Origin of the sequence: Pseudomonas benzenivorans (assembly GCF_024397895.1) — a bacterium.
Lineage (GTDB): Bacteria > Pseudomonadota > Gammaproteobacteria > Pseudomonadales > Pseudomonadaceae > Aquipseudomonas > Aquipseudomonas benzenivorans_A.
In genome coordinates this window covers 365,000-381,422 of record NZ_CP073346.1, presented here as the reverse complement: position 1 = coordinate 381,422, position 16,423 = coordinate 365,000, and the positions used below count along the sequence as shown (strand labels likewise).

The window sequence follows — 16,423 nt, the reverse complement described above, 5'->3', positions numbered from 1 at the left end:
TGGCCGATTATATATATTTCATTACATGTATATACAAGAAGGCGAGCCCGGCCTTCGATCGCCAGGGTTTGGGATCACTAGAACCGGACCGTCGTCAGCTGCCACCAGTCCGGCAGCAGTTGCCGGGTTTGCGCCTGGGCGAAGCGGTCGTCGAGCAGGTAGACCACGCCCTCGTCCTCGGTGGTGCGGATCACCCGGCCGGCGGCCTGCACCACTTTCTGCAGCCCAGGATAGAGGTAGGCGTAGTCGTAGCCATTGCCGAACATCTGCTCCATGCGCGCCTTGATTTCCTCGTTGATCGCGTTGACCTGCGGCAGGCCCAGGGTGGCGATGAAGGCGCCGATCAGGCGCTTGCCCGGCAGGTCGATGCCCTCGCCGAAGGCGCCGCCCAGCACGGCGAAGCCGATGCCCCGGGAGTGATCGGTAAAGCGGTCGAGAAAGGCCTGGCGGTTGAGTTCGTTCATGCTGCGCGACTGGTGGAGGGTCGGCACCTCGGGATGCAGTACCCGGAACAGCTCCAGCACCTGCTGCAGGTAGGCATAGCTGCTGAAGAAGGCCAGGTAGTTGCCTGGCTTGGCCCGGTACTGCTCGGCCATGATCTGGCAGATCGGGGCGAGGCTGGATTCGCGGTGCGGGTAGCGGGTCGAGAGGTTGCGCACGATGCGCACGTCCAGCTGCGCGGCGGAAAAGGGCGAGGCCACGTTCAGCCACTGGGTCTCTTCCGGCAGGCCGAGCAGGTCGCGGTAGTAGTCGGCCGGCTGCAGGGTGGCGGAGAACAGCGTGGTGCTGTGGGCAGTGGCGAAGCGGTCGGCGAGGAAGACCGCCGGCACCACATTGCGCAGGCACAGGTCGGAGCTGGGAAAACTGCCCTGGGCATCGTTGCGGGTGATGTCGAACAGCGAGTGGGGGCCGTAGGCCTCGGCCAGGCGGCAGAACAGCGAGGCGTCCATGTAGAACTGCAGCAGCGAGCGTTCGTTGCTGCTGGGCTGGTCGGTCAGGTGGTCCTTGATCGCCCCCACCGCCTTGTTCAGCGAGACCACGAACAGGTCGGGCAGGGCAGGGTAGATCTGGTAGGCCAGCTCCTGGTCCTGGTGCAGCTGGTGCCAGTGCCGGGCGACGCGCTCCAGGGCGCCCTTCAGGCGTGCCGGGGCGGCGCTGCACAGGGCGTGGAACTCGTCCTGGATCAGCTCGGCGGTGTACATGCTGCGTCCGCGCTCGACCAGGTTGTGGGCCTCGTCCACCAGCAGGGTGACGCGCCAGTCGTACTGCAGGGTCAGGCCATAGAGCAGGGCGCCGATGTCGAAGTAGTAGTTGTAGTCGCCGACCACCACGTCGGCCCAGTGGCACAGCTCCTGGCTCAGGTAGTAGGGGCAGATCCGGTGGGCCAGGGCCACCTGGCGCACGTCCTGCTGGGTCAGCCAGCGGCGTTCGACGGCGGCCTGGCGGGCGGCGGCCAGGCGGTCGTAGAAGCCCTTGGCCAGGGGGCAGGAGTCGCCATGGCAGGACTTGTCCGGGTGCTCGCAGGCCTTGTCCCGGGCCACATGCTCCAGTACCCGCAGGGGCATCTGTTCTTCCTGTTTGCGCAGGCTGGCCAGGGCATCGAGGGCCAGGCGCCGGCCCGGCGTTTTGGCCGTGAGGAAGAACAGACGGTCGAGCTTCTGCGCGGGAAAGGCCTTGAGCTGGGGGAACAGGGTGCCGAGGGTCTTGCCGATGCCGGTGGTGGCCTGGGCCAGCAGGGTGTGGCCGTCCCTGGCCGAGCGGTAGACGCTCTCGGCCAGCTGGCGCTGGCCGTGACGGAACTGCGGATAGGGGAACTGCAGGCGTTCCAGGCTGTGGTCGCGGGCGCTGCGGTGCACGCCTTCCTGCTCGGCCCAGGCGATGAAGCGGCTGCACTGCAGGTCGAAGAACGCCTTGAGCTCGGCGGCGCCGAAGCGCTCGCGCAGCACAGTTTCCTGCTGGGTGACCACGTTGAAATACACCACCGCCAGCTCGACGTCGCCGAGCTCGTAGTTCAGGCACAGCAGCCAGCCGTAGACCTTGACCTGCGCCCAGTGCAGCAGCCGATGGTTCTGCGGAATGCGCGCCACGTCGCCGCGGTGGGTCTTGATCTCTTCCAGCAGATTGCTTTCGGGGTCGTAGCCATCGGCGCGGCCGCTGACCAGCAGCCCGGGGTAGACGCCGGCCAGGGGCAGTTCGGCGATATAGTCCGGGCCGCGGCGGCTGACCACCGTCTGGTGGCCGGCGATGCCTTCCTGGGCCGAGGGCGAGGGGGTGAAGCGCAGGTCCAGGTCGCCCTCCTTGGCGGTGAACTCGCAGAGGGCGCGAACCGCCACCGAATAGCTCATGGCTGGGCCCACTGCACGTAGCAGACCTCGACCGGCATGCCCTGTTCGGCGCAGAAGGCCAGCCAGCGTTTCTGGTTGTCCTGCAGGCGGTCGCCGGGGCCCTTGACCTCGATCATCCGGTAGCGCCCTTCGGCCGGGTAGAACTGGATCAGGTCGGGCATGCCGGCGCGGTTGGCGCGGATGTCGCGCAGCAGGCGTCGGCAGCAGGCCGCCAGGTGCGCCGCGGGAATGCAGGCCAGCGCCTGTTCCAGCAGCTCCTCGCTGAGCAGGCCCCAGAACACGAAGGGCGACTGGATGCCGAACTTCGCCTGGTACATCTGGCGGATGTGCGGCCGGTACTCGTCCGAATCCAGGCGGGCCAGGCAGCGGGCGAACAGGGCCTCGCGCCGGGGGTGGAAGTCGTCGCTGAGCAGGTCCGCCGGGCCGCTCTGGAACGGGTGGAAGAAGGCGCCGGGCAGGGGCGCGAACACCGCCTCCCAGCAGAGCAGGCCGAACAGGCTGCAGATCAGGGTGTTCTCCACGTAATGCACCGGCGCGTCGTCGCGCTGCAGGTGCTCGCGCACCGCGTACTCGACGCTGCACGCTACAGGCTGCTCCAGGGTCAACTCGAGGCGCCGCTCCGGCGCCGAAGCCCGGCGCTTGTCCGCCGGCAGCCCCAGGCTGCGCCGCAGCCGAACCAGGGCGCGCTGCACCTGCTGGGCTTCCTGGTCTCTGCGCGGCGCGGCGCTGACCTGCAGCGCCAGCTCATGGGCCTCGGCGTGACGGGCGAGTTTTTCCAGCACGCGGAGCTGCCGCCAGCGGGCGTCGCCGTACTCCGCACGCCGATAGAGGTCCAGCGCCTGTGCCAGTTCGCCCTGCTTTTCCTGGTGCTGGGCGATCTGGTACAGCAGCTTGGCGTGGCGCGACTGCAGGTAGGGGTTGGCCGAAGCGAAGGCCGTTAGCGACGCCAGCAGGTCCTCGATGGCTTCGCCGGCCTCGAAGCGCAGACGATGGTCGCGCAGCAGCAGGTAGCCCTCCAGGTCCTCGCGGCTGCGGAAGGCGCGCGAGTCGGGGGTAATGGCCACGGTTTCGTAGCGAAACACCCCCAGGTCGGCCAGCACGAATTCGGACCAGTCCTGGCCCAGGTTGCCGAAGAACAGCAGGCGCAGGCGATTGCACAGCTCCATGACGGTGAGGCTGTAGAGGCTGTCCGCAAGATTCGGGCACCAGCGCGCGAAAGGCTGGGGTTCGGGATCGGCCGCCAGCAGCTGATCGAGCAGCTGGCTTTTCTTAAGCGAGGCACGGCGATCGGCCAGGGGCAGGTGGGCGAGCAGCTCGTCCTTGCGCAGCAGGGCGACGACCTCCTCGGCCGTGAGCGGCGCGCTGTAGCTCAGCCATCCCAGGGCCAGCAGCTGCGCCGCCGGGGCCTGGATGTCGCCGATCTCGGCATAGTTCAGCTTGCTCGCGCGAAAGTGCGGGCCCTTGCGCATTACCATGCGCACCAGCAAGGCCTGGGCGGCCAGGTCCAGCGCGGTAAACTGCTCGATGAACGCCCGCTCCTCATCGCTCAGCAGGTCCTCATAGCGCTCGCCGATCCAGGCGAGGGCGGATTGGAAGTTGCTCAGGTAATAGAAGTCGGCGGAGAGGGGCGTCGGCATGGAGGGCTTGGCTGGATTTATGTCCAGTATTCTGCTTGGGTCGGGGCTCCTGTTCAACCGCCGAGATGCCCGTCCGTCTCGCTGGCGGGAAATCGGCCTGCCGGCAGTACAATGGCGCTTTTGATCAGGGGAGACGCAGCGTGGGCAGTACGGCGCAATTTGGCATCGGTGATGCCTCCTACCAGGCGGCCGGCGGCATCGGGGGCCTGCGCCGCCTGGTCGACGACTTCTATCGAATCATGGACGAGTCGCCGGCGGCGGCCGACATCCGCCGCATGCACCCGGCAAGCCTGGAGCTGGCCCGGGACAAGCTGGCCTGTTTCCTCAGCGGCTGGCTCGGCGGCCCGCGGCTGTTCCAGGAGAAATACGGCGCCATTGCGATTCCCGCCTTCCATGCCCAGTGGCCGATCGATGAGGCCCATGCCGAGGCCTGGCTTGCGTGCATGGAGCAGGCCATCGCCCGACAGCCATATTCCCCGGCCTTCGCCGAGTACCTGCTGACCCAACTGCGCGTGCCGGCCCAGCGCATCGTCCAGGCGAGCCGCAACCGCCACGGGGCAGGGCAGTAGGCGAAGCCAGCGCGCTACCGGTCCCCTTCAGCGATCCCGTGCAGCCTATCTCCGCGACTGCTAGGGTTTTTTCGCCACGATGAAGAGCGCCTTGTTCTTGCCAGGCTGCCACAGCTGCTCGATGACAAAGCCGGCGTCGGTCAGGCTACCGACCAACTGCTGTCGGGTGAAGGCATCGAGCGATGGCAGCAGCCGCAGCAAGGCACCGATGGAGACGAGGTGCTTGATGGCCTTGAGCATCAGCGAGTCGCCCATGCAGATGGTGCTGGAGACGAACAGCCCGCCCGGCTTGAGCAGCCTGTGCACCTTGGCGATGGCGGCGTCTTTGTCCCTCAGCAGGTGCAGGATATTCAGGCCCAGTACGACGTCCAGGGACTGCTCGGCCAGCTCAAGCTCGTCGAGGGTGGCCTGGCTGAAGGTAACGTTGCCGATGTTGTGCTCGGCCGCCTTGGCCTGGGCAATTTCGATCATCTTCGACGACAGGTCGATGCCGTGAATATGCTGCACATGGGGGGCATGGCAGAGCGCGGTCGAACCCGTGCCGCAGCCGAACTCCAGCAGCTGCATGTGCGGCTGCAGATACTCCCGGGTGATCGCCAGCTTGCGCTGGTAGGCCGCCTCGTCCGCCACCGGCTGTTTCGCGTAACGGGTTGCGATTCTGTCCCAGAATTTCGCCGAGTGATTCACTTCTCTGTCCTCCTGATAATCGAGCTCGCCGGCAGGTCGAGGTGCAGCTGCGACTATGAGGTTAGCGAAGTGAGGCCGTTTCGCCGTCCGGTGGCGTATTCACCGCAGCGCCTGGCTTGGACAAGCCTTTCGTCACGATGTACAGAAGCGGGCCAATCGAGACAAAGACGGCGGTGACCAGCAAGAAAGGAAGCACATAGCCGAACGATTTGCCTCGAGCGCGGGCGTCCCGGTACATCCAGACGCAAGTCAGGGCTGCAAGGATATAGAGGTCGAACACCACCTGCGCGGTATCCGAGCGTGACAGCAACTGGATGCCGAACTGCAGTAATGACTGGTCGGCCGTCGCCATGACATAGAGGGTAAATGCGGAAAATGTAAGCAGAGCTATCAGCGGTACGAGGACTTTCTTCATCTTGCCTTCCTTGGTCTGTGGGGTGCTTGAGTCAGGTTTGCGGAGCAGCTGCTAGCGTCGTATACGGGTGAGCGATCGCGGGGCCACTGCACCGTGGTTAGGGCCAACAAGCGCGTTAACCAATGCTTGTGGGGAGCGTCCATATACGATCGTTTGAACGCTTGGCCCCCGCTGTGCGAACTACAGAGTGGCCAGGGCATGACTGCCCGCAACAGGCCGGATATACGAATGCAACCGCGTTCACGACAGGCTTGAAAAGCGATTCCTCACTGCTTGTGGGGCGCGTCCATATATGCTTGTTATGTGCCTTTTGCTTGGATTCCAATGAATAGCTTTAAGCTTGGCCATGCCATGAATACCCCAAATGCTATGAGGCCAGCCCCTAACCATGGGCAGTAACTGTTTTCTGTGGCCCAAAGGCCAGCCTTGTGTATAAGATTTTTTGAATCGCCATCATTCAAAAGAAACTGGCAACTTTGCGCTTCGATAGCATGATACCCAAGTGCAAGAAATCCTACACCAACTGATAAGAACAATGCTGCATGACCAAGAACAAGATACTTAGCCTTGTTTGAAGTTCTTGAATACCCCCCAAGCCAAAATAAAATCAGGGACAATGAAAATGCGTTAATAGCTAGTAGTGAAATCATAAGCGTGACATCACTAAGGCTCTCGGATAATACCGCACCATTTAAAGTTATCGTTACAAGGGTAATGAAAATTACAAAGAAATATCGAGTCATATTTTTGTGCATAACGTTTGGTTAGGGAGCGGACTTTAGCTCGTCCCAGTGAGCGAAGCGAACGATTTGAACCATTTGTTATAGGAATTCACCGCGCTCTCTATTTTGTTCGGTAATAATTGTAGATGCCTTTAGCCTTTGAGTAACCATAAAAGGCCAGGTAGGAGAAAGCTACAATAGCTATTGTTGGCCCCGCTGCGTTCATTCCAGTCATATGCGTTGTATAAATTGCGCCAAGGGTGGTCAGAGCCACGTAACTGGTGAGCATTCTGTTTTTTGCAGACAGAGTTAATGGCACCGCTGACAGAGCAATTATGTGGATTGCAATTGTGGTGATGATTTCTAAAATTAGTTTCGTTGGGACTGTGTCGGTTTGTGCTTGAGTGATTTGAATAATAGCTTGGTACGAAAAATAATTTAAACCCGACACAATAGCTGTGCTGATGAAAAGGATTGGTGCGTATTTTTTAATTGCGTTGTACATAGAGAAAGAATGATTCCTATAACTAAAATTAGACCTCAAATGATGCGTTTAAACGCATCATTTGATGGATAACATTCTGGGGAAAAACCGCGCCGCGCGCCCTGGCGCGGGGGCTCCGCAGGGGCGGCTCGAGGGGCGGGATTTTATACATCATCGCAACAAATCCATTTGTCAGGGGAGGAGCCGGCGACAGTAGCGCGGGGTGGTGGCGAGAAGCAATACGCGGCGTGGTCACTGTGTGGTTCTGTCCGGCATTGCAGAAATGGGCGACTTACGGTGCGCAGGGTGGAAAGCCGTGCGGCGTTTTCCACCCAGGTTTCCCAGGCTAGTTCACGGCTTGGCCCTGCATGGGATAGTGCAGGCGCCGGGCGCCCTGCAGCATGGCGTCGAAGCGCCCGTTGAACAGGCCCCAGAAGCGCTTCATCTCGGGGATGTCCGGCATGATCTCGCCGGCCATGGCGGCGTCGAAGCTGGCCTGTATCAGCGGGTCGCGCTGCGCTTCCTGCATCAGTTCGAGATTGGCCGGCACGCCCAGGGGCTTGTCCTGGTCGATCTGGCGCAGGTCGGCCGGGCTGCTCAGGTAGTCCTCGAGGAAGCGTCGGGCGGCTTCCTGGTTGGGGCTGTGGTGATTTAGGGCGGCGGCCTGGATGCCGACGAAGGGGCGGCCGGGTCGGTCCGCACCGGGGCCGGGAATGCTGGCCAGGGCGATGTCGATGCCGGCGGCGCGCAATTCGTTCCAGGCCCAGGGGCCGTTGATCATCATCGCCAGCTCGCCGCGCTTGAAGGCCGCCATCATGCCGGCGTAGTCGCTGTCGCGTGGCAACACGCCGCTGTCGAGCAGTTGCTTGATGCCCTCAACCCCGGCGATGGCCGCGGGGGTGTCGATGCCCAGGTCAGCGAGGTCGTAGAGGCCCTGGTGCTTGCCGATGCTGTAGGCGCCGCCGGCGCTGATGAACGGCCAGGAGAAATACAGGTTGCGGTAGTCCCAGGCGATGGCCCGCTTGCCTTCGGCGCGCAGGCGCCTGTCCAGTACCTCGAGCTTTACCAGGCCTGCCCGCGGCACTACCGCGAGCCGGCGATCCACGGCTGATGCGTCAGCAATAGCGGCGCACCGCATCTGCCAGGTCCTTGGCCAGCAGGGCGGCGGGGGCCTTGTCCTCGTCGCCGGGGCGGTACTTGCCGGTCTGCACCAGGCAGCCTTGCAGGCCGGCCCGCTGGGCTCCGCGCACATCGCTCTCGACATCGTCACCAATCATCAGCGCCTGCTCGGCGGATACCCCGAGCTCGTCCAGGGCGCCCTGGAAGAACGCCGGCGACGGTTTGCCGAGCACCTTGGCCTGTACCCCGGCGGCGTACTCCAGGGCGCGCACGAAGGGGCCAGCGTCCAGACGCAGGGCGCCTTCGAGCTTGAAATAGCGGTTGTCACCCATGGCCAGCAGGGGCGCGCCGTCCAGCAGCAGGTGGAAGGCGCGCTCCAGATGCAGGTAGTCGAAGCGCTCGGCGGCATCGCCGATGACCACCGCATTGGGGGCGGGCAGTTCCAGCAGGTCGGCGAATTCGGCTTCCAGGTTGCGGTGGATCAGGCAGTAGGGGCGCAGGCCGTGCGCCTGCAGGTAGTGACGCATGGCCCGGGGTGCGCTGTAGATCTGCTCGGGTTCGATGAGGTAGCCCATGCCGCTGAGCTGGCGATGGATGGCTGCCGCGGTCAGGCGAGAGGTGTTGGTCACCAGGCGCAGTGGACAACCCTTGGCCTGCAGGTCCCTGACCGCCTGCACCGAGCCGGGTATCGGCTGCGTGTCCTGGTAGAGCACGCCACTGATGTCGAGCAGTAACGCCTGAGGCATCGTCCGACCCTCCCGTCTGGTCCTGGCGCGTCGGCGCCTTCTACAGCGATAGCACAGCTTGCGCCGGCGTGCCGACGGCGGGCGCCGCTCACGAGGGCCGACAGGCGGCTGCCTTGGTCGAATGACAAGGACCTCGCGGGTTGTCGATTGCCGCTTGCCGTGCTCGACTATTGGATAGAACAGCGAGGCAATTGCCGGGCTGGTTCTCCCCCAACAACCTGATAAGGAAGCAGGACTATGCGGTTTATGGTGATGGTCAAGGCCAGCAAGGAGTCAGAGGCGGGCGCGCCGCCCAGCGAGGAGTTGCTCGCGGCCATGGGGCGGTACAGCGAGGAGTTGGTCAAGGCCGGTGTGTTGCTGGCCGGCGAAGGTCTGCAGCCGAGCTCACGGGGCGCCCGGGTGCGCTTCTCCGGGGCGCAGCGCGAAGTGATCGACGGCCCCTTCGCGGAAACCAGGGAGCTGGTCGCCGGTTTCTGGATATTCCAGGTGCAGTCCCTGGAGGAGGCGATCGAGTGGGTCAAGCGCTGCCCCAATCCGATGCCCGGTGACGCGGAGATCGAGATTCGCCAGCTTTTCGAGGCCGAGGACTTCGGCGAAGAGTTCACACCCGAGCTGCGCGAGCAGGAAGCGCGGCTGCGCGCTCAGCTTGCCGGCGAAGATCGCTGAGGGGATGAAGATCAAGGCCTACCTGAGGTTTCCCTGAACCTCGACCGCCCGGCTGAAGCCGAGCCGGTGACGCCAGTCGCGCCGCCGGCCTGACTGAAAACGCCTGCTCCAGAGCAGGCGTTTTCAGTTGGGGCAGGGCCTACGGCCGAGCCCGGCTCAGGAGGCGAGCACCAGCGGCGCGCCTTCCTGCTGCGGCGCCTCTTCGGCCACGCCGGCGAGGAACTCGTCGCCCCAGCGGCGGATGTCGTTGTAGCTGACGATGTCGAACAGCTGGCGCAGGCGCGCCTGGGCCTCGGCCTTGGGCAGGTTGAGGGCCAGGTAGCAGGTCTGGGTCAGGTCTGCCGGGTCGTGGGGGTTGGTCAGCAGGGCGCCCTTGAGCTCGGCGGCGGCGCCGGCGAATTCGGAGAGCACCAGCACGCCGCTGCCGCCGAGCAGGCCCTGGGCGGCGACGAACTCCTTGGCCACCAGGTTGAGGCCGTCGCGCAGCGGGGTGATCCACATGACGTCGGCCATGGCGTACCAGGCGCTGACTTCCTCGAACGGCAGGCTGCGGAAGAAGAACTGCAGCGGCGTCCAGCCGATCCGCGCGAAGCGGCCGTTGATCCGCCCCACCGCCTGTTCGATCTGCCCCTGCAGCTCGTCGTAGATGGTCATTTCCTTGGCCGCCGGCACGCAGACGGTGACCAGAGTCACCTTGCCGAGCAGTTCCGGGTTCTCCTCCAGCAGGCGCTCGTAGGCGTTGAGCTTTTCCAGGATGCCCTTGGTGTAGTCGAGGCGCTCGACCGAGAGGATCAGCTTGACCCCGGACAGCTCCTCGCGCAGGCGCGCCATCATCTCGCGGATCTTCGGGTTCTCCAGGGCGCTGCGTACCCGGTCGATGTCCAGGCCGACCGGATGGGCGCCGAGCTTGACCACCCGGCTGCCGGTGTCCACCGCCGTGGTCATGCGTTCCAGGCCGACCGCGCAGCCGTAGGTGATGAAACGCGGCGCGCAGTTCTGCCGGCTGACCGTCTGCAGCGGCGTGACGCCACGCGCGACGTCAACGAAGTTCTCCACCTGGCGCGGAATGTGGAAGCCCACGTAGTCGCACTGCAGCAGGCTGCCGATGATCTGCCGGCGCCAGGGCAGTACGTTGAACACGTCCGCCGAGGGGAAGTAGGTGTGGTGGAAGAAGGCGATGCGCAGGTCCGGGCGCAGCTCGCGCAGGTAGGCCGGGACCATCCACAGGTTGTAGTCGTGCAGCCACACGGTGGCGCCTTCGGCGGCTTCCAGGGCGGTGCGTTCGGCGAAGGCGCGGTTGACCTTGCAGAACACCTGCCAGTCGTCCTCGTTGAAGGTCGCTCGCTCCCAAAAGGTGTGCAGGGTCGGCCAGAAGGCTTCCTTGGAGAAGCGCTTGTAGAAGATGTCGACCTCTTCCTTGCTCAGCTTGACCCGTGCGGCGGTGAGCTTGGGGTAGCGCTCGGCGTCCACGGTGGTGTGGGTGTCGAAGGGCTCGTTGTCGTCCTCGTGCACGGCCCAGGCGACCCAGGAGCCTGGGCGTCCGTCGCCGAAGAAACTGAGCAGGGTGGGGATGATGCCGTTCGGCGAGGTCGGGCGGCGGCGTTGCAGCGTGCCGTCGGCGCCGCGGTATTCCTCGTAGGGCAGGCGGTGGTAGACCATCACCAGTTCGGACTTGCCGGGCTGGGCCGCCTGGCGGCGCTCGGCGGCGATGCCGTGTGCGCCGAGGAAACCGAAGTGGGCGAAGGCCTCGAGGATGCCGCCGCAGCCTGGACGCTCGGCGTGCAGGCTGCGCGAGTGCTGGGCCGTGGCTTCGAGCAGGCCGGCCTCCGATTGGCCGACGCAGACGCCCTTGAACTCGCCGCTGAGCATGGACAGGTCATTGAGGGTGTCGCCCGCGGCCAGGACCTGGTCGGCGTCCAGCTCCAGCCAGTCGGCCAGGGCCTTGAGACTGCTGCCCTTGTTCACCCCCTGGGGCAGGAAGTCGAGGTAGCGCTCGGCCGAGTACAGCAGGTCGCAGCCCAGGGCACGGGCGGCGTCCAGCAGGGCCGGGTTGGCCGCCTGTTCGGGGCTGCAGAAGTACGAGCAGCGACGGGCCTGGGGCACGTCCTGGCGCTCCAGCTCGAAGCCTTCGATGGCACTGGCGACCTGGCTCTCGCCGGGCCAGAGGGCGTCCACCGCGCTCTGCAGCGGCTGAATCGGCTGCAGCGTATCGCCATGCACCAGGCTGGCGCCGACGTCGGCGATGATGAAGTCCGGCTGTGGCAGCGTCGGGTCGGCCAGCAGTGGCAGCACCGCCTCCAGGCTGCGACCGGTGACGTACGCCAGGCGGATTTCCGGGTGGGCGGCGATGGTCTGGTAGAGGCTCAGGCGATCCTCGGGATCGCCGGCGAGAAAGGTTCCATCAAGATCGGTAGCAAGTAGCATGCGCTGTCTCCCTGTCCTAAGTGGTTGCAGTTGACGCGCCGACCTGGGCCGACGAGCTATGAGCCTAGTGATGCAATGCTGCGCGATCATTGCGCGGCAGGCCTCGGGCTCTGCGTGTTGGGCAGTCTCGCCGCAAGGCGGCTGCCGGGTTTGTTGCAGGCGCTGGCGAACCGGCGCCTACGGGGATTCGGTCACGGCTTCCTCGGCCCGACGCTCGACCTCCGGCGCCGGTGCGTCGGGCATCAGCTCGAGCACCGTATGGCTGGTGCGCAGCATCGGCACGAAGTGCGCGTGCTCGCCGCTGACCAGGTCGCTGACGTGACGCAGGCGATAGACCGTGTAGGCGGCCAGCAGGCCCAGTACCGCGGCGAAGAACAGCGGCAGCGCCTGGGCGCCGAACTGCTCCATCAGGGCGCCGGCCAGCAGCGGGCCGCAGACCGCGCCGATGCCGTTGACCATCAGCAGGCTGCTGGAGCCGGCGAGGATCTCGTCGCCGTGCAGCTGGTCGATCAGCTGGGCGACGGCCACCGGATAGATGGCGAACGACAGGCCGCCGAACAGGAATATCAGCCCCAGCAGGGGCCGGCCGGCCGGCAGCAGGCTCATCAGCACGGACACCAGCACCGCCAGGATCACCACCCAGAGCAGCACCAGGCGCCGGTCGTGGTTGTCCGAGTAGCGGCCGATCGGCCACTGCAGCAGGGCGCCGCCGAGAATCGCGCTGCTCATCAGCAGGCCCACGCCGGTGGCGTCGAAGCCGCTCAGGCTGGCGTACACCGGCGCCATGCCCCAGAAGCCGCCGAGGGCCAGGCCGGACAGTCCGGCGGCGGCGATCGACAGCGGGGCGATGCCGAGCAGTTGGCGCAGGTTGGTGTGCAGGCTGTCCGGCACGCTGGGCTGGCCCTGGCGGGTCAGGGTGATGGGCATCAGCGCCGCGCTGATCAGCATCGCCGCCAGGGCGAACAGCAAGAAGTCACTGGGTTCGGCCAGTCCGAGCAGTTGCTGGGCGGCCGCCAGGGCGCCGAGGTTGACCGCCATGTAGATGGCGAACACCTGGCCGCGCTTGTCGCTTGGCGCCTGGGCGTTCAGCCAGCTCTCGATGACCATGTACAGGCTGACCAGGGCCACGCCATAGAGCACCCGCAACGCCAGCCAGACCCAGGGGTCGACCAGCAACACGTGGAGCAGGGCGGTGATGGCGGCCAGCGCCGCGCAAAAGGCGAACGCACGGATGTGCCCAACGCGACGCACCAGCGGGATCGCCAGCCAGGTGCCGAGGAGAAAGCCGACGAAGTACCCGGACATGATCAGTCCGAGCATCGAGGTGGAGTAGCCTTCGGCGACACCACGTAGCGTCAGGAGGGTATTGAGCAGGCCATTGCCGAGCAGGAGTAACGCGACCCCGCTCAGCAGTGAACTGATAGGGGCAATTTGAGACCACATGGCGAGCTACCCTAGGGAACTATGCTCTCGATGGCAAGCACGAAGCGGGCCAATGATCCCTAAGGTTGTTATTTAAGTGTTTGTTATATATAGGAAAAATAAAAGATAAACGGATGCTGATTTTATTTTCCATCACTCATCGCACCAATGTGGTGCGCTCTTGCATCAGTCTTGATCGATCTTGAGCGGGCGCAGAGCCGGCGGCGCAGCCTTCGCCGCCCGGTTGAAACGCTCGATCATGGCATTGATTTCTTCGCGATCGCGGCGGTTGAGGATGTGGGAATCGGCGGTCTCGACGACGCTACGGGCGTGGCGGATCAGATCCGTTTGGTGGTGGGCGCGGGGCCCCTGGTAGAGCAGGTTTTTGAAGGCCTGCAGCAGATGGGTCAGCACTTGGGGGTCTTCGCAGCCATAGGTGCGCAGCGGACCGAACAGCAGCTGCAACAGCTGGTCCAGGGGCAGCTCGAAGAAAAACAGCCGCGGCGGACCGTCGGGCCGCGGCGAGACGTCCAGGTCGGGCAGGGCCATGCGCTTGCTGAACAGCACCGTGAGCATGTCGATGGCGGTGATCGCCGTGCCCGGGTCGTTGATCCCAGGGCTCAGGGCCTTCACCGCAATCTCGGAGATGTGCTTGCAGCCGAACACGTAGTGGGAGCTGGCGTACTGCTCGACGAAGAAATGGAAACAGTCACGCAGTTGCTCGCAAAGTTGTTCGTCGACGTCGCGGTCCAGCTTGAACAGCGGGTGCCCGGCCATGACGAAGAAGCCGCGGTGCACCAGCACGGCCATGCGCAGGTCGTTGGCCTCCAGCAGTTCGTTGAGGGTGGCGACGTTGAGTTCCTTGAAGTAACCGCTGCGCTGGGCGTTGACCGACGACCAGCTGTCGTCGGCCGGCCAGGACGGCGAGTCCTGGCATTCGAGCAGTTTCTTGGCGTTGCCGTCGAGCTTGTCCAGGGTCGTGGCGAAGAGGTTGTTGAGGATGTGTTCGACCTGGATCGACAGGGAGATCGAGCGAATGAAGTCGACGAACAAACCCAGGCAGGCGATGCCCAGCCCAAGGGTGACCAGCACGCCGAGGCTGGGCACCTGGTTGCTGTTGTTCTGCTCGATGGTGGTGATCAGCAGCAGGGCGTAGAGGATTGTGCCGAGGTAGAAACCCAGGGTCTTCTGGTGCCCCTTGCTGCTGATCAGGCCCGGCACCACCCGCGGCGAAAGGGCCGCGGAGGCGTTGTTGAGCACCACCATGACCATGGAGAAGCTGAACACCATCAGCGACATGACGCCGGCCACCAGGGTGCCGAGAATCAGCCGCGCGTTATCGGCATTGCGCACCAGGCCGATGTCCAGGTGGGCCTTGAGGCTCATCAGCCAGGGTTGGTACTCGACGGCGATATTCAGCAGGCACACCAGCAGAAAACCCAGGGAAATCAACGTCGGGTAGAACGCCAGGCTATGGATGGTGCGCAGGTAGGCGCGAAACAGCAGGTTGGCTGGCTGGATCAAGGGGCGTCCGCTTCGGCGAGGGCAGTGCCCGAACTATAGTCCAGTGGCCAGCTCGGGCGGCGAAAAGCCGGCGCGCGGCCGGCTTGTCGTCGCGGCTGTCAGGCGCAGACCCGCGCGATGGCCGCGGCCAATTGGTCCAGTCGGCTGGCGTCCAGCCCGGCGACGTTGGCGCGCCCCGAGCCGACCATGTAGACGCTGAACTCATCGCGCAGGCGCTGAACCTGTGCGGGCGTCAGACCGGTGTAGGAGAACATGCCGCGCTGCTCGGCGACATGGGCGAACCGCCCGGCTAGGCCATGGGGCGCCAGGGCCTCGACCAGGCCCTGGCGCAGGCGGGCGACGCGCTGGCGCATGGCGTCGAGCTCCTGCAGCCACAGCGCTTTCAGCTCGGCATCGTCGAGGATGCCGGCGACCACGGCGGCGCCGTGGGCCGGTGGCGTCGACCACAGGTTGCGGGCGATGGCGGCCAGCTGGCTGCGCACATCCACAAGCTTCTCGGTGTCAGCCGTGCAGACCAGCAGGGCGCCGGTGCGCTCGCGGTAGAGGCCGAAGTTCTTCGAGCAGGAACTGGTGATCAGCACCTCCGGCAGTGCCTCGGCGAACAGCCGCACGGCCCAGGCGTCCTGCTCCAGGCCAGCGCCGAAGCCCTGGTAGGCGAAGTCGATCAGGGGCAGTAGTTCGCGCGCCTTGACCACCTCCAGCACCCGGCGCCAGTCGTCCTGGCCGAGGTCGAAGCCGGTGGGGTTGTGGCAGCAGGCATGCAGCAGCACCACGTCGCCCTGGGGCAGGCGAGCGAGGGCCTCGAGCATCGCCTCCACATCCAGGCGGTTGTCCGCTCCGACATAGGGGTAGTGGCCGACACGCAGGCCAGCCTCGGCGAACAGGGTTTCGTGGATCGGCCAGGTCGGGTCGCTTAGCCAGATGCCGCGACCCGCCAGGCAGTGCCCGATGAAGTCCGCCGCCAGGCGCAAGGCGCCGGTGCCGCCGGGTGTCTGGCTGGCGGCGGCGCGGCCGTCTGTCAGCAGCGCGGAGTCGGCACCTAGCACCAGCTTGGCCAGGTGGGCGGTGAACAGCGCATCGCCGTGACCACCGATATAGCTCTTGGTCGTTTCGCGCTCGACCAGGCGCTGCTCGGCCAGTTTCACCGCCTGGGGGATGGGCGTCTGGCCCTGGGCATCCTTGTAGACGCCCACGCCCAGGTCCAGCTTGGCTGGATGGGGATCGGCGCGGAAGGCTTCCATCAGGCCGAGAATGGGGTCGCCGGGCACCCGGGCGATCTGGCCGAAGTGGCTCACTTGCGGCCCTCCGCGCTCTTTGCCACCTCGTCGGTGCGCGCGGCCATGATGAAGTCGTTGCGGTGCAGGCCATTGGCCTCGTGACTCCACCAGGTCACGGTGACCTTGCCCCACTCGGTGAGCAGGGCCGGGTGGTGACCCTCTTCCTCGGCGAGCGCACCGACGGCGTTGGTAAAGGCCAGGGCGTGGCGGAAGTTCTTGAAGGCGAAGACCTTCTCCAGCTCCATGTGATCGCCGCGGGTCTCGATGTTCCAGTCGGGGATCTGCTTGATCAGCTCGGCCAGCTCCTCGTCGGATACCAGCGGGGCGCCGGCACGGCAGGCTTCGCAGTGGGCTTGGGCAAGGCTCATGGGGGTTCTCCTTAATAA

15 protein-coding genes are annotated in these 16,423 nt (G+C 64.9%); 2 read left to right on the top strand and 13 right to left on the bottom strand.

From position 1 onward, the window contains the following. Positions 1-77: 77 nt before the first annotated feature. Both KDW96_RS01640 and KDW96_RS01635 read right to left on the bottom strand, forming a co-directional pair. Positions 78-2,345, bottom strand: a complete 2,268-nt coding sequence (locus tag KDW96_RS01640; protein WP_255838660.1) for an ATP-dependent DNA helicase — start codon at positions 2,343-2,345, stop codon at positions 78-80. After that, on the bottom strand, positions 2,342-3,982 hold the full coding sequence (locus KDW96_RS01635) for a VRR-NUC domain-containing protein (RefSeq protein ID WP_255838659.1): 1,641 nt from the start codon (positions 3,980-3,982) through the stop codon (positions 2,342-2,344). The genes KDW96_RS01640 and KDW96_RS01635 overlap by 4 nt, the downstream gene beginning before the upstream one ends. A 140-nt stretch (positions 3,983-4,122) precedes the next feature. Here KDW96_RS01635 and KDW96_RS01630 point away from each other — a divergent pair, with 140 nt between their 5' ends. Then, positions 4,123-4,551, top strand: a complete 429-nt coding sequence (locus KDW96_RS01630; RefSeq protein WP_255838658.1) for a group II truncated hemoglobin — start codon at positions 4,123-4,125, stop codon at positions 4,549-4,551. 60 nt (positions 4,552-4,611) lie between these two features. On the opposite strand, the gene KDW96_RS01625 is transcribed toward KDW96_RS01630, so the two are convergent. The 6 genes from KDW96_RS01625 to KDW96_RS01600 form a co-directional block, all read right to left on the bottom strand. Further along, positions 4,612-5,238 (bottom strand): class I SAM-dependent methyltransferase, encoded by a 627-nt coding sequence (locus tag KDW96_RS01625; protein WP_255838657.1) that lies wholly within the window; start codon positions 5,236-5,238, stop codon positions 4,612-4,614. A gap of 61 nt (positions 5,239-5,299) precedes the next feature. Further along, positions 5,300-5,653: a DUF2834 domain-containing protein gene (locus KDW96_RS01620; RefSeq protein ID WP_255838656.1), complete on the bottom strand. Its 354-nt coding sequence runs from the start codon at positions 5,651-5,653 to the stop codon at positions 5,300-5,302. 299 nt (positions 5,654-5,952) lie between these two features. Next, the gene (locus KDW96_RS01615; protein ID WP_255838655.1) at positions 5,953-6,408 is read right to left on the bottom strand and encodes a hypothetical protein; all 456 of its coding nucleotides are present in this window, start codon (positions 6,406-6,408) and stop codon (positions 5,953-5,955) included. A gap of 88 nt (positions 6,409-6,496) precedes the next feature. Then, positions 6,497-6,880: a hypothetical protein gene (locus KDW96_RS01610; protein ID WP_255838654.1), complete on the bottom strand. Its 384-nt coding sequence runs from the start codon at positions 6,878-6,880 to the stop codon at positions 6,497-6,499. 325 nt (positions 6,881-7,205) lie between these two features. Further along, on the bottom strand, positions 7,206-7,964 hold the full coding sequence (locus KDW96_RS01605; RefSeq protein WP_255838653.1) for an extracellular solute-binding protein: 759 nt from the start codon (positions 7,962-7,964) through the stop codon (positions 7,206-7,208). A gap of 10 nt (positions 7,965-7,974) precedes the next feature. Beyond that, entirely contained in the window at positions 7,975-8,724 is a 750-nt protein-coding gene (locus tag KDW96_RS01600) for a TIGR01458 family HAD-type hydrolase (RefSeq protein ID WP_255838652.1), read from the bottom strand. A 237-nt stretch (positions 8,725-8,961) separates the two neighbouring features. Between KDW96_RS01600 and KDW96_RS01595 the strand changes: the two genes are divergently transcribed. Further along, the gene (locus tag KDW96_RS01595) at positions 8,962-9,390 is read left to right on the top strand and encodes a YciI family protein (protein WP_255838651.1); all 429 of its coding nucleotides are present in this window, start codon (positions 8,962-8,964) and stop codon (positions 9,388-9,390) included. A 156-nt stretch (positions 9,391-9,546) separates the two neighbouring features. On the opposite strand, the gene ggpS is transcribed toward KDW96_RS01595, so the two are convergent. From ggpS to KDW96_RS01570, 5 genes are all read right to left on the bottom strand, one after another. Further along, positions 9,547-11,814: a glucosylglycerol-phosphate synthase gene (ggpS, locus tag KDW96_RS01590; RefSeq protein WP_255838650.1), complete on the bottom strand. Its 2,268-nt coding sequence runs from the start codon at positions 11,812-11,814 to the stop codon at positions 9,547-9,549. A gap of 177 nt (positions 11,815-11,991) precedes the next feature. After that, positions 11,992-13,257, bottom strand: a complete 1,266-nt coding sequence (locus KDW96_RS01585) for an MFS transporter (protein ID WP_255838649.1) — start codon at positions 13,255-13,257, stop codon at positions 11,992-11,994. A gap of 165 nt (positions 13,258-13,422) precedes the next feature. Continuing rightward, positions 13,423-14,760 carry a DUF2254 domain-containing protein gene (locus KDW96_RS01580; RefSeq protein WP_255838648.1) on the bottom strand — a complete coding sequence of 446 codons (1,338 nt, stop codon included), beginning with the start codon at positions 14,758-14,760 and terminating at the stop codon, positions 13,423-13,425. A 98-nt stretch (positions 14,761-14,858) separates the two neighbouring features. Continuing rightward, positions 14,859-16,055 (bottom strand): amino acid aminotransferase, encoded by a 1,197-nt coding sequence (locus tag KDW96_RS01575; RefSeq protein WP_255838647.1) that lies wholly within the window; start codon positions 16,053-16,055, stop codon positions 14,859-14,861. After that, entirely contained in the window at positions 16,052-16,405 is a 354-nt protein-coding gene (locus KDW96_RS01570; RefSeq protein ID WP_255838646.1) for a 4a-hydroxytetrahydrobiopterin dehydratase, read from the bottom strand. The genes KDW96_RS01575 and KDW96_RS01570 overlap by 4 nt, the downstream gene beginning before the upstream one ends. Positions 16,406-16,423 lie beyond the last annotated feature (18 nt).